Here is a 22,045-nt window from a genome sequence, read left to right as displayed (position 1 = left end):
TTCTTAGGTGGGGATGAAGCCCGCGATGGTGGTCCCGTTGCCCAGACCTGAGTCGACGCGCATAGTGCCACCGATGTCGGTGAGGCGGGTGGTCAGGTTCACCAGGCCGGTCCCGTTGCCCGCGACCTCGAAGCCTGGGCCGTCGTCACGGACGGAGAAGTGCAGGCCCTCGGGGCTGGTGTGGAGTCGGACGTCGATCGCGGCGCCGACGGCGTGCTTGTGGGCGTTGTTTACCGCCTCCAGGCAGACGAAGTACACCGTCGTCTCCACCGGGGCGGGGTAGCGGGGCAGGTCCGCCGAGACGTCGAGGCGAACGTCGGTGTGCGGGGCCAGTTCGGCCCCCAGCGCGGCCACCAAGCCCTTCGCGAGGGCGGGCGGCAGGATCCCGGCGGCGGTGCGCACCAGGCTCTCCTGGGCGGCCTCCAGGCGCCCGGACAGGGTCGGTAGCACCTCGGGGTTGTGTTCGGCGACCGCGACGGCCATCCGCAGCGCCACCAGGTGGTGCTGGGTGCCGTCATGCAGGTCGCGTTCGATGCGGCGGCGCTCGGTGTCCATCTCGGCAGCAGCCCGCCAGCGCCCGTCGGCCAGGCCCGCCGTCGCCGCGTGCCCCCGGCGGCGCAAACTGTCGACCTCGCGAGTTAGCCGAATCAGGTCGACTACCGGAGCGAGCACAGCGGCGACGGTGCCTAACCGGCTGCGGGTAGGACGAACGCGCAGATCAGCGCCGGGGGAGATCGTGGCGCGGAAGCCAGCACCGCCCGCGCCCCACGCGTAGCGCTCCCCATCGAGCCGCAGTTCGCACCCGTCCGCCCCTAGAGCGGTGCCTACCGCTTCGGCGACTGCTTCCGGGCGCGGGTCGCGCTCGCCTACGACCGTGGCCACGGCGGCGAGGACGGCATCCGCCGCCTGGTCCCCATGATCACGCCGTGCCACCCCGTCACGGTACCCGCAAAGATCGTCAAACGGGACGGCTGCTCAGCACCGTCGACTGGTCGATCTTCCACTGACCACCGGCGTTAACCAGCACGTAACGGTGGACCTCGCGCACCGACCGGCCGTCGGCGAAGCGGTAGTCGACGGTGGCCTTCAGTGTGTTCTCCCCGACAGACGACACCCCGGAGACCCGCACCTCGCGCACCGCGCCCCAGAAGCGCTGGTACCCGTCGTACCCGCCCGCCGGGTAGCGCTGGAACTTCTCGGTGAGCCGCTCCCACCCCTTGTCGAGGCTGGCGGGCATGAGGCCGTAGTAGTCCGTCAACGCGGCGGCAGGATCACCTGGCGTAGGTGGCACTACCGGGTTCACAGCCGGGGGATTGGTGGTGGTCGCAGGAGGCGGCTCGGTGGTCGCTGGCTGCTCCTCCGTAGGTTGACCAGCCGTGGGTTGACCGGCCGTCGGCTGCGTGGCTGCCGGGGGAGTGGTGGACGGTGGTGCCACCGCGACGCTAGGACCCGGATCGTCGAGCAGGGCAAGCGCGGTGACCGTCCCCCCTGCCAGCAACGCGAGTGCGACCAAGACGACCAACGCCGACTTCTTACGATGGGGTTTCTCGATCGGGGCCAACTGCTGCGTGGGAGTGAACGCAATCGGGTCAAGCGCGACGGCAGTAGGCGCGTCGTGGACCTCGTCGACGGAACCGAGTGCGTCGCGAACCTCCGCCATCGTCGGACGAGCCGCCGGGTCGACGTCCAACATCCGCATCAGCAGCGGAGTCATGGCGCCAGCGCGCTGAGGAGGCTCGAACTCGCCCAGCGAAACTCGGTAGAGCAACGCCATCGGATTGTCATCGCGCCCGAAGGGCGGTGCTCCTTCGACAGCGGCATAGAGCGTCGCACCAAGGGAGAAGACATCGGAGGCGAAGGTCGCTGTGTCACCCCGCGCGACCTCAGGCGCCAAATAGGCCGGTGTGCCCTTAACTGTGGCGGTAGCTGTAACAGCGGAGTCAGCGGCAAGACGGGAGATACCGAAGTCGGTGATCTTGACTCGGTCGTCCTCTCCCAGTAAGACGTTGCCCGGCTTGACATCCCGGTGTACTACGCCAGCACTGTGCGCGGCGGCTAAACCGGCAGCGACAGCGGTACCCACGCGCGCGGTCTCGTCAGGGGAGAGCGGGCCGGAGGAGGCCAACACCTCGGACAGGCTTGTCGACGGCAGATATTCCATAACCAGGCACGGGTTGCCGTCGTCGTCGATCACGTCGTACACCGTGATGGCGCACGCGTGCTGCATCTTGGCCGCGATCCGGCCCTCTCGCATCGCCAGTCGCGTCACGCGCTCGGCCTCGGGCCCCGCCGGGACCCGCATGCGCTTCACCGCCACCGTGCGGTGCAGGCGTTCGTCGTGGGCCCGCCACACCTCGCCCATGCCGCCGCTGCCCAAGGGCTCGACCAGGCGGTAGCGCCCGGAAACCAGCCGCTGCTCTTGACCTGGTCGCTCAGTCACTCAGAGGGGTTTACCCGCACGGGCGAGGCGTGAAACGGGCTAGTTGTGGGTCATGCCGGGCGTGGAGTTGTGCGTCATGCCCGGGTCGGTGCCCGCGGAGGCGGGGGCGGCGATGACCGCGCCGACCACGAGTGCCGCGGCGGCGAGGAGGGCGGCGAACAGGGAACGCTTGGCGCGCATGGGATTCTCCGTCGGTCGGCCGTCGGGCCGGTGCGGCCCGGACGGGCTGTGCACGGTGTAGAGCGCACCGATGGTCGCAACGCCACGACACGGTGGTGACACACCCGCGCCAACGACCGGTGAATGCGCGCGGAACCCCAGACGACCACGCTCGGTGAGCGGTCGCTAGGCCATTGGGCTCGACCTGCCCCCTGCCGATTGTTAACCTTTCGTTCACTTTCTATTCTCGCTCGATGTCCGTTGGCCACGTCCGGCAGCGACGTCGCCTCGACGCCGCCGTCGACGCCGTGCGCTCCGGACGGGGGCGGGTACTGCTGGTCGAGGGCGAACCGGGGATCGGCAAGACGACACTGGTGCGCGCGGCCACCGACCGAGCCCAGGCGCTGGGTTACACCATCAAGTGGGGTTACGGTGACGAGCTCGGCCAAGACCTCCCGCTCTTACCCGTGCTCGACGCTCTACGCGGGGACGACCCGAGGCTCGCTTCCGCTGACCGGTTGCTCCGTGGCGAAACCGGCGCCACCGACCCGGTCGCTGCGGCCTCCCGTCAGCTCCAGGCCATCATCACCGATCTGTGCGCTACCGCGCCGACAGTGTTGGTGGTCGACGACCTCCAATGGGCCGACCGCGCTACCGCCGCGCTGTGGTGCCGCTTGGCTCGGCTCGCGCGCGATCTCCCGTTGCTAGTGCTCGGAATGACCCGCTTAGCGCCACGGGGTACCGAGCTCCTAGCCATAAGACGCGCGGCGGGTTCCGGCATCGTTCCGCTCGACCGTCTAGACGACGGAGCCGTCACCGCGCTCGTCAGCGACCTCGTAGCCGGTACCCCAGGAACACGCTTACTCGCCTTGGCTGACGGTGCCGCCGGGAACCCTCTATATCTGACCGAACTCGTTGATGCTCTCCGGCGTTCCGGCGCGATCGCGGCTCAAGAGGGAGAGGTAGAGCTAACGGGCGATCTCGCTCCGGGATCGCTGGGCGCCGCGATCGCACACCGCTTGGACTTCCTCCCCGAGAAGGTGCGAGGAGTGCTCGGTGCGGCGGCATTGCTCGGAGTCGAGTTCGATCCGGCGGATGTCGCCGCCGTCATCGGCGAGCGCGTGACCGACGTGATCGAGGCTCTGGAGGAAGCCCGTGCGGCGGGGGTGCTGCGTGAGTCGGCTGACAGACTCGCTTTCCGGCATCCACTGATTCGATCAGCGATCCACGACGACCTACCCGTGGCAGTCAGGGCTGTCCTGCACCGCGATGCCGCTGTCGCACTCGCTGGTTCTGGTGCCCCTATACGACGCGTCGCACGGCAGTACCTTCGCGCGGTAGACCTCTCTGGCACTGCCCGACTCGACGCGTGGTCTACGGCTTGGCTCGTTGAGGCGGCACCCGCCTTGATCGCCCAGTCGCCCGCGTTGGCGGTCCGGCTGCTCGGCCGAGCGGTTCGCGGCGACGGTGGTCCCCTCGCCGCCAGACTCGCCGACGCGCGCTATCGCACCGGTGACGCCAGCGGAGCTGAAGAGGTCGCCCATCGCGCGTTAGCGGTGACGACAGACCCTGATCTCATCGTTGACCTCCACTGGACTCTCGCCCAATGTCGCGCACTGGCTGGCCGTTCCCGCGAGTCCCTTACCGCGCTCGCAGAAGCTTGTGTTGGCCTGCCCGACCGGCATAGGGCGCGCCTCTTAGTCTTAATTGCCAGGGCACATCGTGACCTCGGGGAGGTCGACCTCGCTGGCGTCGTCGCCGCGCGGGCGTTGGCAGCCGCCGACAACGATCAGTGGACCATCGGATGGGCGCTACACGTGCTCACCTTTGTCGCCGTCATGCGCGGGGATGTCGCGGCGGCACTACCGCTGTTCGACCGGGCGCTCGCGGTTACCGATGCCGAACCCGCATTGCTCGATCTCCGGCTCTTACTGCAGATCAACCAAGCCGTCGCATTTGGCGATGTGGACCGCTACCCAGAGGCGATCGCCGCGGCCACGGCTGTCCGCACACTCGCGGAACAAGCAGGCGGGTTGGTCCGCCTCGCGCAGTCGCACAGCGCGCTCGGTGAGCTCTTGTTCGATGTCGGCCGCTGGGACGATGCGGTGACCGAGGTGACCGCGCTGGCCGACGAGGTCAAGGACCCCGGGGTGGCTTGCTGCGACCATGGCAACGCTGCTCTTATCGCCCTCCACCGGGGTGATCCCGACACGGGCGCCGCTCACCTCGCGGCGGCCGCCGAACCAGCCAAGCGCATCGGCAACCGCGTGATCGGGTCGCTCGCGCTCGCCAGGGCACTCGATCACGAACGCCGTGGGCAGGCTGATCGCGCGCTAGCCGGGCTGCTGGGGTGCCTGTCTGAGTCCGCACAGGAGCTAGAGGAGATGGAAGACCTCTTACCCGAGACTGTGCGGCTCGCGCTCGCGCAGGGCGATCTAACCGCAGCCGAGTACGCGGCAGGGTTGGCGGAGAAGGTCGATGTCTCGGTAGCGCACCGCCTTGGAGCGGCTGCGTTCTGCCGAGGGCTCATAGACCGCGACCCTGTGGCGTTGGCTCAAGCTGGTGAGCACTACCTCGCCGCAGGACGGCCGTTCGCGCGAGGCCGTGCCCTACATGCGGCGGCCATAGTCCTAGCCGAGGCAGGTAACTCCATCTCCGCACGGGCAGCGTTCAGTGCTGCTGATGACCTCTATGACACTCTAGGCGCGGCCTGGGACGCGGCTGGCTTGAGGTCGGCGCTGCACGCGCACGGCATTCGGCGCGGGCCTAGAGTCCGACACCGCGTTGAGCGCACCGGGTGGGGCAGCCTGACCCCGACAGAGACAAGAGTCGCCGCGCTGGTCGCGCAAGGACTGTCCAATCCAGCCATAGCCGACCGCTTGGTGCTATCGCGTCGGACCGTGGCCACGCATGTGTCGCACATCCTCGCGAAGCTGGGTATGGCCTCCCGGACTGAGATCGCCAGAGAGGCCGCCGCCCATTACCGCGAATCCGGGTGACGCTGCCCGTGGCGCCTGCTCAACATCGGCACCACGAACCACCACACCAGGAACCAGCTCACCGTCCCGGTCGACAGCCACACCGCCTGGCGCGTTCCTAGCACGACATCCAGGATCAGCAGCATCGAGGCGCCGAGAGAGAGGACGAGGAAACCCAGCCCGCACAGGGTGAACCACCCTGTCGCGGCCACTAGGTGACTCTTGAGCCTGCGCCGGAACACCAACCGGTGGAACGGCGCGGGGGCGATAAGAAGGGCCGTGGCCGCCGCCCCGAGCAGGAGGGCGACAACGTAGACGGTGCGTTGGAACTCGGTGATGTCGGGGAAGCGCGGCGTGAACGCCAACGCGAGCAGGAAGGCCAAGAGGAACTGCACCCCGGTCTGGGCGACGCGGATCTCTTGCAGCATCTCACCGTAGTTGCGGGTGAGGCGTTGGTGCGGGGTTTCGGGGGTCATCGCTCGTCTCCAGGGTTGGTTTGTCCTGGTATGAGCTTGTCGTCCCCGGTCGTGCGAGACATCCGTCCACTGACGGACATGGGAAGCGTGGAGCTATGAACGACGCGGTAGCGCTATCTCGGCCCACACGAGCTTGCCGTCATGGGTTGCTCTTGTGCCCCAACGGGTCGCGAAGGACTCGACGATGTGGAGGCCGCGGTGGTGCTCGTCGTCCAAGGCGGCGGGGAGCGTGCGCGGCTGGGTGCTGCCGTGGTCGCTGACGTCGATGCTCAGGCGGCGCGCGTCGGCGTGCAGCCGCAGGACAGCAGGGGTACCGGTGTGCTTGATCGCGTTGGTCACCAGCTCGCTGGTGATCGTGACGGCCCGGTCGGTCAGCGCGGTCAGCCCCCACAGCTCCAGGTGCTCAGAGGTGAACGACCTCGCTCGTGCGGCCGCGTCCGGGGTGGTGTCGAGCACGAGCGTGCTGACCCGGCGGTTGTTCCCCTCGTTGCGCACGTACAGCAGCGCCACGTCATCCGCGTGTTCGCCCGCGGTCATCCGGGCGATAAGCGCGTCCAAGGCCTCGCCGTCGGCCGGCATCTGTCTTACCGCCTCGGCGAAAGCGTCGATGCCCTCGTTGAGGTAGCCGTTCCTGGTCTCCACCAAGCCGTCGGTATAGAGGACGAGCCGGGCGCCCACGGGGAACTCGATCTGTCGCTGCGCGAAGGTAGTGCCAACACCGAGAGGCATGCCCAACGTCTGACCGATCAGCGAGGACGCACCCTCTGGCGATACGTATACCGCTGGCGGATGACCCGCACTGGAGAAGGTGAGAGTGCCGTCAGCCGGGTCGTGCACCGCGTAGAGGCACGTGATGAAGTCGGCGTCCGGTGTCGCCATCGCCAGCTCAGAAGTGTTGCGCAGTACCTCTGACGGTGGGAGGTCCAGGAGCGCGTAAGAGCGCACCGCCGTCCGGATCTGCCCCATGACAGCCGCCGCCGACACACCGCGCCCCGCGACGTCACCGATGATGAAGGCTGTGCGCCCCACCGGAAGCGACACCACGTCGAACCAGTCGCCACCCACCTCCGCACCCGTCGCGGCGGGCAGGTAGCGCGAGAGGACCCGGAGACCCGGCGTCGCCGGGATGGTCGGCAGCATGCTGCGGGCCAACTCGGTGGCCATCGACCGCTGCCGGGAGAACAGCCGCGCGTTGTCCAGTGCGATCGCGCTATAACCGGCGATGCCTTCGGCCAACTGCTCGTGCCGCTGCGTGAACTGGTCAGGCTCGGGGTGTCCGAAGAAGAATCCGCCCAGCACCTCACCGGACGACGGTGACACCACCGGCACCGCGAGGTAGCTGCACACAGGAAGGTGCCCCTCCGGCATCCCGTGGTACGGCGGGTTGTCCCCGTAGCGGTAGTCGGCGGTGATGTTCGGGGAGCGCATGGTCCCCACGCCGTTGAACGTCTGCGCGAACACCTTGGTGTTGCGCGGCATGGGGAACTTCTCGAACGCCTCCCTCGGCACCCCTGACAGCGTGAACAAGGTGTACGACTCGCCGTAAGAGTCGATGAGGTTGTAGAAGAACGCGCCGAACGCCGCGCCGGTCGCCTTGGTCGCGGCGTCGGTGGCGTCTTGCACCAACGCGTCCAAGTCCAGTTGCGCGGTCAGCCGCCGACCCACGACCTGCAACGTGTCCACCAGGTCGGCCGCCGCCCGCAACTGCTCGATGGCCTCCTCCAGCGCGGTCGCCTGGTCCCTGGAGGCCTGCTCCAGGGTCGTCAGGTGCTGCCGCAGCGCGTCCCGCTCCGCGGGCACCCCGGCGCCGTGGGCGAGCAAGCCCACCCTCAGCCCGATCGCGACCGCCGTGAACTGCTCCGCGGTGCTCGCCGGGATCGGTACGCGCGAGTACAGCACCACGGCGAAGGGCGTCCCTCCCGGCAAGACCCCGCCGAAACCGAGCACTGAGGCGATGTCGTGCTCTATGACTAACGCCTGGTCTTTGATGTAGCGGCTACCGTGCGCCACCGGAACGTGGAAGACGCCGAACCCGTTGCTGTCACCGGAGCCGTTGAGGATGTCTTCGGGAGTGAGCCCGAACTCGCGGGTCATCGCCGCCATCATCGGCATCGACTCGAACTCGTCGGCAGGCGGTAGCGCCCGCACCCGGGGATCAGGGGACTCCGTGCCCGCCTCCAGCACGAGGTACTTCGTGGCGGGGTCCATGCTCACCTCGGCGCCCGTGCGGATGGTGAGCAGCCGGACCAGCGGCAGCACCGGCCCGCCCACGTCGGTGAAGCACTCCTGCAGCCGGGTCACCACCGCGCGCGCCGCCGAGGGGAAGTCCGGCGCCAGTTCCGCGAGCCTGCGCAGGTCGGCGGCGGTGCGGACCATGTCGGAAAGACCGAACCGGGTGATGTCGTAGGTCCGCCTGTCCGGCACCCGGCTGGGGCTCACCGGCTGTCCGTTCCCGGCACCTCGTCGACGATGGTGAACAGCCGGTCGAGCGCGGTCGCGGTGATGGTCGCCCCCACCTGCGGGCGCAGCGCCGCCAGCGTCAGGGTGCCCGCCGCCGCCACCGCCGCCTTGTGCAGCCGCACCAGCGCGCTGAGCCCGCTGGAGTCGCAGAAGGACAACCGGCCCAGGTCGAGCACGACCGCGCGGCCGCTGTCGACGACCGGGGCCGCCACCCGCAGCAGCTCCGGCGTGGTGCCGAAGTCGAGCTGGCCGACCACGGACACCACCACCTCCGCCGCGCGCTCGTCCACCGTGATCGCCAGCGGTGCCGGTTCACCCACGCCAGGCTCCTCTCGCCAGCTCATCGGGTGCAGATCGTAGCCGCGCCCGCCCCCACCCCGCACAAGGCGGCGTGCGCGCGTCGACCAGCAGGGTAGGTGGTCAAGGGCTGGTTCCGCCCACGATCTCGTCCACCACCGCTGACAGCGGCTGGGTAGCGTCAACGTGGATCGCGCCCAGGTCCGTGACCTCCGCCTGGTAGCGCGGACACCAGTCCCGCAGCCATGCCCGCTGGCCACCACTACGACCGAAGTCATGGTCGCGGTGCGGGTAGTCCAGCCTGGTCAGCATCGTGGTCTCGTCGATTGCCAGCAGGTAGGCGCGGTCGAACCGGGACCACGCCTCACCCACGTTGCCCGCGTTGCCGCACAGGTACCGGGTTCCCGGCCGCGCTGCGAGCTCGTCAAGCAGTGATAGGTCCCAGGACCAGTCGTGCTCTGACAGCCACTCGACGGTGGTGTCGTCAGGTAGCTCTACCGCTTCGCCGCGTTCGTTGACCCAACCCGCCAGCGTTGTGTCGGCGTCCACCGCGATCAACCCACGCCGGGTCAGTTCTGCCGCGACGGTGGACTTACCCGACCCGGAGCACCCTGTCACCAAGATGATCCCCACGTCAGCGACCCGCTTTCGCTCGGTAGGCCACTACGGCGACGTCATCGTCATATCCGGATGCCGGTCGGAGGTCGTCGAACACCCGGTCAATCACCGCCGTGAGCGGCGTGCTCAGCGCTGACTGAGCGGAGAGGCTGGTCCGCAACCGGTCGACCCCCACGTCCCATGGTTCGTCGCGCCGTTCCACCAGTCCATCGGTGTAGAGCAACAGCGTGGAACCGGGCGGTAGGTCTGTCTGTGCGTTCACGCGGTCAGCATCAGGCAGGACCGCCAGCGGCAGCGAACCGGCATCGTCCAGGACTCGGGTGGTGCTATCCGGGTTGAGCAGCACTGGCGGTGGGTGGCCCGCACGGCTGTAGGTCACGGTGCCTGCGGCAGGGTCGACGATCCCACAGAAGACCGTCGTGCAGCTCGCTCCCGGCACGTCTTCCGCGTAGTCATCCAACTGACTCAATGCTTCGGCAGCGCTACCCGACTGCCGAAGCAACGCGCGACAGGCGCTCCTTAGCTGCCCCATCACCGCGGCCGCCGCCAGACCGTTTCCCACACAGTCACCCACCACGATCCCGATCCGACCCTCAGGTAGCCGAACCACGTCGTACCAGTCGCCGCCGACCTCTAGCGGCAACACGGCGGGTTCGTAGCGCACGGCGAACCCCGGCGGTAGGTCACTCGGCCCCAAGAGGGCGTGCTGCAACGTCAGCGCCACCCCGCGGGTCTCGTCGAAACTACGGGCCCGAGCCGTCGCCAACGCGAGGTGCTGCGACATAAGAGCGAACAACGACCGATCCGCTGGGTCTGGCGCTGACCTCGGTCGCACCACGAGTACCGCGTCCGCCGCGCCGAGCGCCGTCACCAGCGCCGGTCCCAGGGAATCGCGCACCTCGGCGACCGCACCCGCTCGCCTTCTAGCCGCGTCCGCCATCGCTTGCCGTAGATCGAGCGACCAGCCCTTCCAGCTCACCGAGATCGGGTAGGCCACTACGCGCGGGTCGAGCGTGTCCGAGCGCCACAACACCACCGCCGCTGACCAGGCCCCGAACGCCTCCGCGACCCCCGGCAGGCCCGCGCCCAAGACGCCGTCCACGTCGACCGCTGTCGCCAGCGCGCCGGTGAACCGGGCCAGTGTCGCCTCGCGGTTGGTCGCGGTCACCCGCGCCGTCACGTCCCGGACCGTCCCGACCGACATCCGCGCCGCCCCCGCGCGGTCCGGCAACGTCGCGACCAGCGAGGACACCCACACCCGGTGCCCGTCGCGGTGCCGGATCGGGTACAGGAACTCGCCCTCACCCGCGCGCAGGAACCGCTCGTGCACCCGCTCCTGCTTGTGCCGGTCCCCGCCCTCCGAAAGCCACGGGTAGGGCCACCGGAACGGCACGCCGCTCGCCGGGTAGCCGGTGATCTTCCCGAACGCCTCGTTCGCCTCGAGCACCGTGCCCGCCGCGTCGGCCAGGAAGAACCCCTCCTGCAGCGCCTCGACCAGGGTCTTGCGGAACCGCGACGCGCGCGTCCGGAGCTTGGCCAGCTCCAGGTTCGACCGCACCCGCGCGACCAGCTCGGCGGGGGAGAAGGGCTTGGGCAAGAAGTCGTCCGCGCCGGCGTCGAGCGCCTCCACCGCGGCGTCCTCGCCGGCCCGCGCGGACAGGAACACCACGGGCAGCTCCGCGGTGGTGGGGTCCGACCGCAGCCTGCTGAGCAGCTCGAACCCGTCCATCCCGGGCATCATCACGTCGGTCAGGACGAGGTCAGGGGCGTGCTCGGCGACCCGCGCCAACGCCGTCCCGCCGTCCGGGGCCTGCACAACCCTCCAGGTAGGACTAAGCAGCGCGGAGACGAACCGACGTAGGTCAGGGTTGTCGTCGACAACCAAGACCATCGGAGCGTCGTCAGGCGCGCGCACCACCGGCTCACTGGCGGGATCGGACCACCGCAGCGCCTCCGTGAGATGCGCGGTGCGTCCCGCTGGCGGTGTTGGTCTTACCTCCGCTGCCGCCTCGCCATAGGGGATGCGAACGCTGAACGCGCTACCCACGCCTACCGTCGACTTGGCACTGGTAGACCCACCGTGCAGCCTGACCAGTTCGTCGACCAAGGCCAGACCGATCCCGGCACCCTCGAACGACCGTCCCCGGCCGTCGGCGACGCGGTGGAATCGGGTGAACACCCGCGGCAACTCCGCTGCGGGCACTCCTATGCCGGTGTCGGTCACCACGAGTTCGACGTCATCGCCCCGGTCGAACAGCCCGACCTCGATGTGGCCGGTCAGGGTGTACTTCACCGCGTTCGACAGCAGGTTGAGCACGACCTTCTCCCACATGCCCCGGTCGACCGCGACCATGCGGGGGAGGACAGGACACCGCAGGACCAGCGCTAGACCCGCCTTGCTGACCGCGGGCACGAACGAGGTCGCGACCTCTTCGGTCAACGTCGCCAAGTCAGTCCATGTGGGATCCGCGATGAGCGCGCCTGCCTCCAGTCGCGCCAGGTCCAAGAGGTCGTCAACCAGCCTCCGGAGCCGCTCAGCGTTGCGCAGGACTACCTCGGCCCGTTCCCGCTGAGCAGGCGCCAACGGCACGACCTCGTCCGCGACGGCGTCCGCAGCTTCACCCGTGATCAGCGTAAGAGGCGTCCTGAACTCGTGGCTGATGTTGGCGAAGAACTGGGTCTTGAGCCGATCCAGCTCGGCTAGGTCCGCGATCTGGCGACGTTGGTCCTGGTAGGCCCGCGCGTCGGCCACCGCTGCCGACACTTGCCCGGCCACTAGGACCAGGAAGTCCTGATAGTCCCTATCGAACACTCGGTGCGCGGAAAGCCCTAGCGCCAAGACCCCGGGTGAATCACCGCCGCTGCCTGGCTGTAGCGGCACAAGCAGCTCCTGGGCTCCACACGGCACGGACTCTCGCGCACGCCACGCTGCCACGACTGCCTCTTCGCGGCCTGGATCCGGCGGCACTACCCCGCTCTCGGCGGCCACCGGCAGGGACCCATCGGGTTCGACCAGGTGGAATCTGGCGTAGGGGATCTCCGCGCGGTGTTCGGCCAGCACGCGCGCGGCCGCAGAGCACACCGCGGCCACTGAGTTGTCCGCCGACCTCGGCAGTCCACCCAGGTCGCGCAACGCGGCCAGCCTGCGGGCCGCCACCACCCGCGACGTCGTGTCGTTCGTCGTGCTGAACACCCCGACGACCTGCCCGCCGCCGCCGCGCACCGGGCTGTGCGAGTAGGTCCAGAACGTCTCGGTGACCACCCCGCGACTGCTCGTCATCAGCCGCTGGTCGTCCACCCAGGTCGCCGCGCCGGTGCTCATGACCTGCTCGATCACCGGGCCGATCGTGGGCCAGACCTCGGCGAACACCTCCCGGCCCGGCTCGCCGAGCGCGCCGGGGTGGCGCTCCCCGGCCAGTGGCGCGAACGCGTCGTTGTAGAGCACCGTCAGCCGCTCGCCCCACCACAGCAGCATCGGGTGCCGCGACTCCAGGACGATCCCCACCGCCGTGCGCAAGGGCTCCGACCAGCGCGCACGCGGACCGAGCGGCGTCGCGGACCAGTCGAACCCCAGCACCAGCCGGCTCATCTCCCCGGTCACCGGCTCGTCCGATCGCACCCAGGTGACTTTTCCGCACGGACCGCGTCGGCGCGACCTCTTCCCCCACTGGGCCACCACGGTCATCATGAACCGGCGGTAACAGTCACATTGCCGGCGGCGACTCATCCGGTGACGTGCGCGTGGCGTGGCAGGGAGGTAAGACGGTGTCGACCACACCAGGTGCCGGGGAAACCGGGGCGCCCATCACCGAGGTCCCCGGATCGGGGGTACCGGTGGTGCCACCGACCACGGTGTCGGCCGAGTCCACCCCCGACGGGCTCACGGTGCGGATGCCCGCCCGCGTGCAGCACGTCGTCACGGTTCGCAACCACGTCCGGGTCTGGTTGGCCGACCTCGGCGTGGCCATCGAGACCGCCCGCAACATCGTCATGGCCACCGACGAGGCTGTGACAAACGCCATCGAGCACCGGTTCCGGCCTGAGTCCGAAGACGGCGCGGTCACGCTGACCGTCCACGCCCGAGCCAAGACCATCGTCGTCACTGTCGCCGAAGACGGCTCGTGGCAGCTACCGGCCCAAGGCAACAAGCCCGTCGACGGCGGGTTCAACCTTCCCCTCTTACGCGTCCTGGCCGACGAGGTCCAACTGCGCCACGCCGATGGCCGGAGCACTCTCGTCGCGCACTTCCCGCACCGAGGTTGACCGCACACGCTCCGCTGCGAACAGGCATAGTGAGAGCCATGAGCGCACTGGGGCGAGTCAAGCGAGTCGGGTACGGGGCCATGCAGCTGGCCGGACCGGGCGTCTTCGGGCCGCCCGCCGACCCCGACGGTGCCGTCGCCGTCCTGCGCCGCGCGGTCGAGCTCGGCGTGGACCACATCGACACCTCCGACTACTACGGCCCGTACGTGGTCAACGAACTCATCGCCCGCGCGCTGCGGCCGTACCCCGAGGACCTGGTCATCGTCACCAAGGTCGGGGCCCGTCGCGATGACACGGGCAACTGGCTCCCCGCCCTCTCGGCCGACGAACTGCGTTCCGCCGTCCACGACAACCTGAACCGCCTCGGTGTGGACAGGCTCGACGTGGTCAACCTGCGCGTGATGGACGACTCGCCGCTAGAGGAGTCGTTCACCGCTCTTGCCGCGCTACGCGAAGAGGGGCTGATCGCCGAACTGGGAATCAGCAACGTGACGCTCGACCAACTCGCCACGGCGCGCGAGATCGCACCCGTCGCGTGCGTGCAGAACCACTACAACATCACCGAGCGCGGTGACGACCCGGTGGTGGACGAGACCAACCGGCTCGGGATCGCCTACGTGCCGTTCTTCCCGCTCGGCGGGTTCCAGCCGATCCAGGCCGAGGCCCTGCACACCGTCGCCGCCCGCCACGGCGCCACCGACCGGCAGGTCGCGCTCGCCTGGCTGCTGGCCAGGTCGCCGAACATCCTGCTGATCCCGGGCACCAAGACCCCCGCCCACCTCGAGCAGAACGTGGCCGTCGGTGACCTCGCGCTCACCCCCGCCGACCTGGCCGAACTGGACGCCATCGCGGGCTGAGGGCCCGGCCGGAAATCGTGGTGGGCGGTCGGGGGCCGCTGCTAGTCTGGCCGCGTGAGCGGGCAGAAAGCCGATTGGGGCGCCTTCGGACGGCGTTACCGGACATACTTCCGCAAGCGGGCCGAGGTGCCCTTCCGCATCGAGCCCCCGACCGGCGACGGTCGCACCCTGGGCGCGGGGGACCCCGTGTTCACCCTGGTGGCCAACAACAGTGCGGGCATGGCCGCGTTGAACTCCCTCGACCAGGTCCAGGTCGGTCTCGCCTACCTCGACGGTAACGTCGACATCGAGGGCGACATCCTCACGGCGTTGTCGACGCGGCGGTTCTTCGGGGACTTCCACCCGATCTCTTACGTCAACAGGTTCCTGCCCGCCGTGGTGCGCGGTAAGACCGAGCACGACAGGCGGTCCATCACCGCGCACTACGACCGGGATCCCGAGTTCTTCCTCTCCTTCCTGGACGAGCGGCACCGCTGCTACACCCAGGGGTCGTTCAAGTCCGACGACGAGTCCATCGAAGACGCCATGACCCGCAAGATGGACATGGCGATCGAACAGCTGGGCCTCAACCCCGGCGACAAGGTCCTCGAGGTCGGCGGGGGCTGGGGCGCGTTCGTCGAACACGCTGGCCGCAACGGCATCGAGGTCACCACGCTGACCCTGTCCGAGCCCTCGGAGCTCTACCTCAAGGACCTCATCGCGCGCGAGGGCCTGCCCTGCGAGGTGTTGCGGCAGCACATCTTCGAGTACTCGCCGGACGTCAAGTACGACGCCGTGGTGAACATGGGCGTCACCGAGCACCTCCCGGACTACGCCACGTCGTTGGCCAAGTACGAAGAGCTCCTGAAGCCGGGCGGGCGGGTCTACCTCGACGCGTTGGCCATGCGCGCCAAGCACCGCATGTCGACGTTCATGAGCCGGTACGTCTACCCGGGTGTGTCGAGTCCGCTGCTGCTGCACGACTACCTGCGGCACGTGGCCAAGTCGCCGTTCGACCTGGTGTCAGTGGACGACGAGCGCCACAACTACTACCTGACCTGCAAGCTCTGGGCCGAGAAGCTCGACCGCAACCGCGAGCGCGTCATCAGCACCTGGGGCGAGCCGCTGTACCGGCACTTCCGGCTGTTCCTGTGGGGCTCCGCCTCGTGTTTCCACACCGGACTCGTGCAGGCATACCGCTGGGCGCTGGAGCTTCCAGCCCGCTGACCAGGGCATGTGGACAACTCGACGCGACTGTCGGTGCCCGTCGCTACGCTCTGCGTCAGTGGTCGGAACCGTTCCCTCCACTTCGGACGACAGAGGTGGGGGACAGGCGGATGGGCACCGAAGCCACGTTGGTGGCCGCGGGGGCGGTGCTGCCGGGCGGGAGCGCGGGCGGCGATCGGGACACCCTGGTGGCCCGGCACTACGAGCACCCGGCGCTGGAGGACCGCGTCGTGGTGCGGCTGGTGCCCGAGGTGCTGGGCGTCGCCGAAGACCTGACAGCGGACTACCTCGGTTTCACGGCACCGACCAGCACCGCGGTCGTGGGGGTCGCGCGCCGCTCGGCGTTGGGTTTCCCGGCGTGGGCGCTGATCCACGACCCGGGCAACGCGCGGCACGCGCTGGCGCTGGTCAAGGACATCGAGCGCCTGGACCGGGTGGCGAAGTCGAAGGCGGGCACGGCGAAGGACGGGTTCGCCGAGCTGGCGACCATGCTGGGGCGCTCGGCGCCGCACTTCCTGCCGACCTTCTACGAGGAGGCGGCCCGGATCTTCCTCCGCCACGGCAACGTCAACTACGCGGCGACGATGTTCGGCAAGGCGCGCGAGGCCGAGCAGGTCCACGACCTCGCCGTCGACGCGGAGCGGGTGCGCGCGGTCTTCCTGGAGTTCGCGTTCGCCGGTGTCCTGCCCGCCAAGGCGTTGACCGCGTACGCGAAGGACCTCGCCCGTCGTTTCCCGCCCGCCGAGGCCTACGAGCAGTTCCGCACGCTGTGCGTCGAGCGGGTCAAGGGCGGTCTGCCCCCGCACGCGGGTATGCCGGAGGACCTGCGCCGCCTCGCCAAGGCAGCGAAAGCCGATCCGCGCGCCGAGGACAAGGCGGTGCTGCGGGAGATCCTCGGTACGGCGTCGATGTCGCGCGCCGCTCTCGGCTTCTGGAAGTCCTATCGGGACTCCCTCGTCGCTCTGGCCGCCGAGGAGCCCGCGGTCCGCGCCCGCCTGCTGGACTTCGTGCCCCGGCAGCGCGACATCCTCGATCCCTGGCTGGACATCCTGACCGCCGCCGGTGCCACCGAGGCGTTGACCGGCCCACCGGACCCGACCGTGTCGACCACGCCTGCGGGGTGGCTGGCCGAGGTCGTCTCCGCGCGGTGGAGCGACTGGCGGCCGCCCTCGCGGAGCGAGGCTCTGCTCTCCCTGGTGGCGGCCATGGCCGAGCGGCTGATCGCCGACGGTGAGCCGATCGCCCTGGTCGCTCGCCGCGACGACGTCGAACTCGACCTGCTCGACCTCCTGCTCGACAAGGGGGTGCCGCTGCGGCTCGGGTCGGACGGGCTGGACCTCAACCTGTCGCAGTGGCTGGCCGATGACAGCCCCGGGCGCCGCGACCTGACCTCGGTCGCGGCCGGGGAGCACGGTGCGACGCTGGGGGAGCAGGTGGTCCGACACCTCCGCCACTCCGGGCGGGGCAAGGTCGCTGACGCCGAGCAGTTGCGGGCCGTGATGCTCGTGCCCGGTCTGCGCGCGGCACTGCGCGCCCGGATCACCGCGCGGGCCACCGCACCGAAGACCACTCTGTACAGCCTGGAAACGACGCTGCGCGAGTTCGCCGTGCTGGAGTCACCGGAGGCGTTCACCGACGCACCCGAGGCCGCCGAGGCCCTGGCCGGGACCGACGTCGTGGCCGCGCTCCAGCACAACCTGCGGTCCGGGCTGCTCGACGAGTTGGGCTGGCCCGCGCTCGACGAGGTCGCGGTCTCGCACCAGACCCGGGCCACGCACCCGCTCGGCATCGTGGGCGAGGGCTGGCCCGCACTGGTCCTGGGCAGCCAAGGACACTTCGTCGTGATCGGACCCGATGGCGTGCTGGCCGAGCACACCGCGCGGATCCCGGCCGAGCTCCGGTCCCGGTGGGGCCACGACCCCATCGCGAACTGGTTCGACGGCGCGTTGCTGGTGACGTGGCGCGGTCCGGACAAGGTCATGTCCTACTGGAGCGACGACGCGGACAGGCACTTCACGCCGGGTGAGATCACCGGCTGGAACCCGTCCGGTCGGTACGCCTCGATCGCGGTGCCCGGCGGCGGCAGGTTCACCGGCAAGCGCGCGGTGCACCCCGGCGACACACGCGTCCCCGAACCGCGCGAAGCCTGCGGGGACGGCACGACGTTCTGGTCCGCCCGCTACGGCGCCAAGTGGGAGTGGTTCGAGGTCAACCCGGCCACCGGCGCGTCCGGTCGGCGCGGGTCGCCCGCGTTCATCGATGACTTCGCCGCCGAGGGCGCCAGCGTCGACCTCGTCAAGTGCGACCTCCGCCCCACCGCCCCCGGCACGGAGTCGAGCCCGCTCGGTGTGGCCGCGGGGCTGCACGGGTGGCGGCTGCGGCGGGAGGCCGACGGGACCTGGACCGGTGAGGGGATCGACGGGCGCCGGTTCCGGTCCGCCCACGCGGTGACCGCGCTGGTCGACGTGCCGGGCAGCCGGATCGCCGTGGCCGAGGCGCACCACAGCGTGCGCCTGATCGACGCCGACGGCGAGGTCCTGGGCACGATGTCCAGCGGCGCGCAGAACCCCGACCACGCCTGCGGGACCCCACTGGTGCTGCCGTCGCACTGGTGGCACCTGTTGCGGCCTCGGGATGAGGCCGGGTCGGCGGCGCTGCGGTCGGTCACCAGGGACGCGGTCGAGCGGATGCTCGAGGTGGCGGTCGCCGAGCGCGAGCGGGACAAGCCCGAGTCCGGGCCGAACGGCGTGTTCGTCGACGCCATGTCGGGTTGGCGGGGCCGGGTCGATGAGGCGGTCCTCGCGGCGCTGCCCGGCTTGACGCATCCGGCGCTGATGGCCGGTGTCTCCGGCGTGGTCACACTCGCGGCCGACTACGTCATCGCCCTGCGTGCGTTCACGACCACCGCGCGGGCGGCGCGCGACCTGGGCGACTGGCTCGCGGCCAACGGCCCAGCAGTGACCGAAGACGAGGTCACCGTGGCGCTCAACCACTCCGGCCGGTACGGGGGCGGTCGACCGACCGGTGCCGCGACGGCGATGCCCGCGGTGCTCGACGCGCTCCAGGCTGCGACGGTCGCGCCGGTGGCCGGACCGCTGCCGGGACAGGTGAATGTCGACTGGGTCGACGCGTTGCCCCACCTCGGCCTGCTCGTCCAGCGCGCGACCTCCCCGTTGATCCCGGCGGCGGACCGGGTGACGCTCGGGCACGTGCTGCGGTGGACCGCCGACAGCGGTCTCCTGGACCAGCCCGGCCACTGGCGGCGGGCCAGGGTCGCCACCCCGGACCGGACCCGGGTGGAACCCCACCAGGTCATCCCGGTGCGCGACGGATTCATCGTCGTGGTCGACGGCGGGTGGGGCGGTGTCGCCACCGCCCTCCAGCACACCAGGGACCCCGGCCGGTTCGACCTGCCCGCCGGCTGGACGCTGCGGGACGGGCAGGAGATCCCGTCGACGATCGGTCGCGAGTGGATCGGTGAGTTCCTCCGCCTGCTGGACCAGGAAGGCGCGGCGCCTTGGCGTCCCGAGGCGGTCCCCGCGCTCGTCGAGGCCACCGGGATGGGCACAGCGGAAGCCGCGTACCTGCTCGGCGGCTTGCCCGGGGTCGACCAGTGGCAGGCGACGTTCATCAGCGCCCAGGACCGCGCGCTGCTGGGGCTGTCGATCCCCGAGGCCAAGGCGGCCAGGCAGCGGATGAAGCGGCTCGACATCGGCCTGCGCCGTCGCCTGCTGGCCGCGACCACCCCCGCCGACCCGGCCGACCTGTGGGCGAGCGGGCCCGATGTGGACGCCGTGGCGCGGATCTGGGTCCAGGCGGTCGGCCGGTCCCGGCCCATCCCCGACGACTTGCTCGTCGACGCGGCGAGGATCCCGATCCAGGGTCCCGTCGACCGGGTGGTCGCCGCGCTCAACCCAGCGGTGCTCGCCACCGACGCCGCGACGCCGTCCGACGGGGACGAGCCGGTCGGCCGCGCACCGCACGAGTTCCACGGCTCGATCCTGCAAGAGTTCCCGCCCGTGCTGCTGTGGCTCGCGCAGCGACTGCCCGCGGCCTCCCCGCACCGCGCGACCCTGCCCGAGACACTCGCCCTCATCCGACAGCGGATCGCGCACCCGGATTTCGCGGTCTCACTTGGCTCTGTGGTCGACCCGGACGCGCTGCGCTCCCTGCTGGGCGTGGAGTTGCCCGCGCCGTCGGAGACCGTCTGGGTGCGGGACTGGCTCAGCATCACCAGTGGCGCGCACCGGTCGTACCTGGCGGTGCGGCCTGGTCGACTCGGCCCGCACGACCGGGAACTCCTGGTCGCCGTCGCGGAGACGACCTACTCGGGAACCGTCGTCGACGCCCTGGACCTGATCACGAGCGACGGCATCGCCGCCGCGTGCGCCGTGCCACCCGCGGGCGACGCCGACTCCTACTACCAGGACCCGGCGTTCTCCGTGCCGCACCTGGTGAAAGAGGTCGGCGAGCGACTCGGCTTGGATGAGGACGTCGCAGTGCTCTACCTCCAACTCTTGGCTCTACCGGACCCGACGGACACCAACGTGGCCCGCTGGACCGGGTGGAAACCCGCCCGGTTGCGCAAGGCGCGTGCCGCGCTCGCCGAGACCGACCTCGTCGTGACCGCGAAACGCGCCAGGGCGGGCCGATCCCTGTTCCTCCCCGGCGGCTGGCTCGTGCTCGCCGCGCCCCACCTACCCCTGGAGACGTGGAAAACCCCGATGTTCGGCTTCACCGACACCCCGGCGAGCGTGGTCGCCGCCCGGGAACCCCTCGCCGACCTGTTCGCCAGGGCGTGGAACCGGGTCACCACCGGCGACGCCCCCGGCTACGAGGAACTCCGCACCGGGCGGCGGCGATGACCGACCAGCAGACCACGAGCGGGCGGCAGGTCGAGCCCGCCGAGGACGCCTTCCGCGACGAGCTGGCGTTCCTCGCCGCCTACGACAGCGGGCGCAAGCCGCCGGGCTGGCTGCTCACCCCCAGGGCCGCCGTCACCTTCGTGATGGGCAGCGACGCGTTGACCTTGCCCGACAAGGTCGCCGGGCTGCCCGCGCGGATGACGATCAGCCCGAAGTTCGTGGGTGAACGCGCCCTGGTGGAACGCGCCGTGATCACCCTGGCCGGGGAACGGGGGCTGCTGCTGGTCGGCGAGCCGGGCACGGCCAAGTCCATGCTCTCCGAACTGCTCGCCGCCGCCGTGTCGGGCACCAGCCAGCTCGTGGTCCAGGGAACAGCGGGCACCACGGAGGACCAGCTGCGCTATGGCTGGAACTACGCGCTGCTGCTCGCCGAGGGTCCGAGTGCCCGCGCGTTGGTGCCTTCGCCGGTCCTCACGGCCATGCGCACCGGTGGTGTGGTGCGGGTCGAGGAGGTCACGCGATGCCTGCCCGAGGTCCAGGACGCGCTGGTGTCGATCCTGTCCGACCGGCGCATCGCCGTGCCGGAACTGTCCGGGACCGACGACGCCACCGTGCACGCCGCACCGGGGTTCACCGTGATCGCGACCGCGAACCTGCGCGACCGCGGCGTGTCGGAGATGTCCGCGGCACTCAAGCGCCGGTTCAACTTCGAGGCCGTCGGCCCGATCGGCGACCTCGCCGCCGAGACCGCGCTGGTGCGCAGGCAGGCCACTGCCGCGCTCGACCGCGTCGCCGCCCCGTTCGCCATCGACGACATCGTCCTGGAGGCCCTGGTCACCGCGTTCCGCGACCTGCGCACCGGGACCTCCGTCGAGGGGTGGGCCGTCGAACGCCCCACCACCGTGATGAGCACCGCCGAGGCGGTCTCCGTCGCCACCTCCCTCGGCCTCGCCAACGCCTACTTCACCAGCGACCGCGACCCCCTGTCCCTGCTCCCCGGCCACCTCCTCGGCGTCGTCCGCAAGGACGACCCCACCGACGCCGCCCGCCTCCTCGCCTACTGGGACGGCGCCGTCCGCCGCCGCGCCGAATCCGGCACCCACACCTGGCGCCGCCTCTGGGACCTCCGCGATGTCCTGGACCAGTGATCCCCACCCCTCCACAGCGGCCTCGAAACCGGCCACTGTGGACACACAACCCGCCGTCGCACCCGCGATGCCTGGCCTCGTGGGCGGGTCGCTGGAGGGTGTTGGGTCGGGACTGAAGTTGCTTGCCTCACGAGTGGAACGCCGGGTGATGGCTGTGCTGCACCGTTTGCCCGGTCTTGCGGCGTGGAGCCTGCGAGCGCGGTGGTGGGAGGTGTCGGCACAGTGCTAGATCCTGTGGACGAGGCACTTGGTGGTGTGGGCACTGTGTCAGGTCGCGG

General features: G+C 70.1%; 14 protein-coding genes. 6 read left to right on the top strand and 8 right to left on the bottom strand.

What is annotated here, in order from left to right:
- Nucleotides 1-3 precede the first annotated feature (3 nt).
- Genes LV79_RS34720 through LV79_RS31960 form a run of 3 tightly spaced genes read right to left on the bottom strand, consistent with a single transcriptional unit; the run spans nucleotide 4 to nucleotide 2,620 of the window.
- Nucleotides 4-933 (bottom strand): sensor histidine kinase, encoded by a 930-nt coding sequence (locus tag LV79_RS34720; protein ID WP_253842044.1) that lies wholly within the window; start codon nucleotides 931-933, stop codon nucleotides 4-6.
- Nucleotides 934-958: 25 nt separating this feature from the next.
- Nucleotides 959-2,440 (bottom strand): serine/threonine-protein kinase, encoded by a 1,482-nt coding sequence (locus LV79_RS31965; protein WP_253842043.1) that lies wholly within the window; start codon nucleotides 2,438-2,440, stop codon nucleotides 959-961.
- Nucleotides 2,441-2,479: 39 nt separating this feature from the next.
- Nucleotides 2,480-2,620 carry a hypothetical protein gene (locus tag LV79_RS31960; protein ID WP_253842042.1) on the bottom strand — a complete coding sequence of 47 codons (141 nt, stop codon included), beginning with the start codon at nucleotides 2,618-2,620 and terminating at the stop codon, nucleotides 2,480-2,482.
- A gap of 233 nt (nucleotides 2,621-2,853) precedes the next feature.
- Between LV79_RS31960 and LV79_RS31955 the strand changes: the two genes are divergently transcribed.
- Nucleotides 2,854-5,598, top strand: a complete 2,745-nt coding sequence (locus LV79_RS31955) for an ATP-binding protein (protein WP_253842041.1) — start codon at nucleotides 2,854-2,856, stop codon at nucleotides 5,596-5,598.
- Here the strand turns inward: LV79_RS31955 and LV79_RS31950 are convergent.
- From LV79_RS31950 to LV79_RS31930, 5 genes are all read right to left on the bottom strand, one after another.
- Nucleotides 5,580-6,053 (bottom strand): DUF6328 family protein, encoded by a 474-nt coding sequence (locus LV79_RS31950; protein WP_253842040.1) that lies wholly within the window; start codon nucleotides 6,051-6,053, stop codon nucleotides 5,580-5,582. The two genes, LV79_RS31955 and LV79_RS31950, sit on opposite strands and share 19 nt — an antisense overlap.
- A 93-nt stretch (nucleotides 6,054-6,146) precedes the next feature.
- On the bottom strand, nucleotides 6,147-8,492 hold the full coding sequence (locus tag LV79_RS31945) for an ATP-binding SpoIIE family protein phosphatase (protein ID WP_253842039.1): 2,346 nt from the start codon (nucleotides 8,490-8,492) through the stop codon (nucleotides 6,147-6,149).
- A complete protein-coding gene (locus LV79_RS31940; protein ID WP_253842038.1) occupies nucleotides 8,489-8,833 on the bottom strand; it encodes an STAS domain-containing protein in 345 nt (114 codons plus the stop codon). The genes LV79_RS31945 and LV79_RS31940 overlap by 4 nt, the downstream gene beginning before the upstream one ends.
- A 100-nt stretch (nucleotides 8,834-8,933) precedes the next feature.
- The gene (locus LV79_RS31935; RefSeq protein ID WP_253842037.1) at nucleotides 8,934-9,428 is read right to left on the bottom strand and encodes a dephospho-CoA kinase; all 495 of its coding nucleotides are present in this window, start codon (nucleotides 9,426-9,428) and stop codon (nucleotides 8,934-8,936) included.
- A gap of 16 nt (nucleotides 9,429-9,444) precedes the next feature.
- Nucleotides 9,445-13,047, bottom strand: coding sequence for a SpoIIE family protein phosphatase (locus tag LV79_RS31930; RefSeq protein ID WP_253842036.1), 3,603 nt, complete (start codon nucleotides 13,045-13,047; stop codon nucleotides 9,445-9,447).
- A 146-nt stretch (nucleotides 13,048-13,193) separates the two neighbouring features.
- On the opposite strand from LV79_RS31930, the gene LV79_RS31925 reads away from it, so the two are divergent.
- From LV79_RS31925 to LV79_RS31905, 5 genes are all read left to right on the top strand, one after another.
- Nucleotides 13,194-13,691: an ATP-binding protein gene (locus LV79_RS31925; RefSeq protein WP_253842035.1), complete on the top strand. Its 498-nt coding sequence runs from the start codon at nucleotides 13,194-13,196 to the stop codon at nucleotides 13,689-13,691.
- Between the two features lie 38 nt (nucleotides 13,692-13,729).
- Nucleotides 13,730-14,548, top strand: coding sequence for an oxidoreductase (locus LV79_RS31920; RefSeq protein ID WP_253842034.1), 819 nt, complete (start codon nucleotides 13,730-13,732; stop codon nucleotides 14,546-14,548).
- Nucleotides 14,549-14,602: 54 nt separating this feature from the next.
- Nucleotides 14,603-15,754 (top strand): class I SAM-dependent methyltransferase, encoded by a 1,152-nt coding sequence (locus tag LV79_RS31915; protein ID WP_253842033.1) that lies wholly within the window; start codon nucleotides 14,603-14,605, stop codon nucleotides 15,752-15,754.
- A 110-nt stretch (nucleotides 15,755-15,864) separates the two neighbouring features.
- The gene (locus LV79_RS31910; protein WP_253842032.1) at nucleotides 15,865-20,619 is read left to right on the top strand and encodes a hypothetical protein; all 4,755 of its coding nucleotides are present in this window, start codon (nucleotides 15,865-15,867) and stop codon (nucleotides 20,617-20,619) included.
- A complete protein-coding gene (locus LV79_RS31905; RefSeq protein ID WP_253842031.1) occupies nucleotides 20,616-21,767 on the top strand; it encodes an ATP-binding protein in 1,152 nt (383 codons plus the stop codon). The genes LV79_RS31910 and LV79_RS31905 overlap by 4 nt, the downstream gene beginning before the upstream one ends.
- Nucleotides 21,768-22,045 lie beyond the last annotated feature (278 nt).

Source organism: Actinokineospora globicatena, from assembly GCF_024171945.1.
In the GTDB taxonomy this organism is placed as follows: Bacteria; Actinomycetota; Actinomycetes; order Mycobacteriales; family Pseudonocardiaceae; genus Actinokineospora; species Actinokineospora globicatena.
Note: the sequence above shows the minus strand (reverse complement) of the source record. Positions and strands in the feature narration are given on the sequence as shown.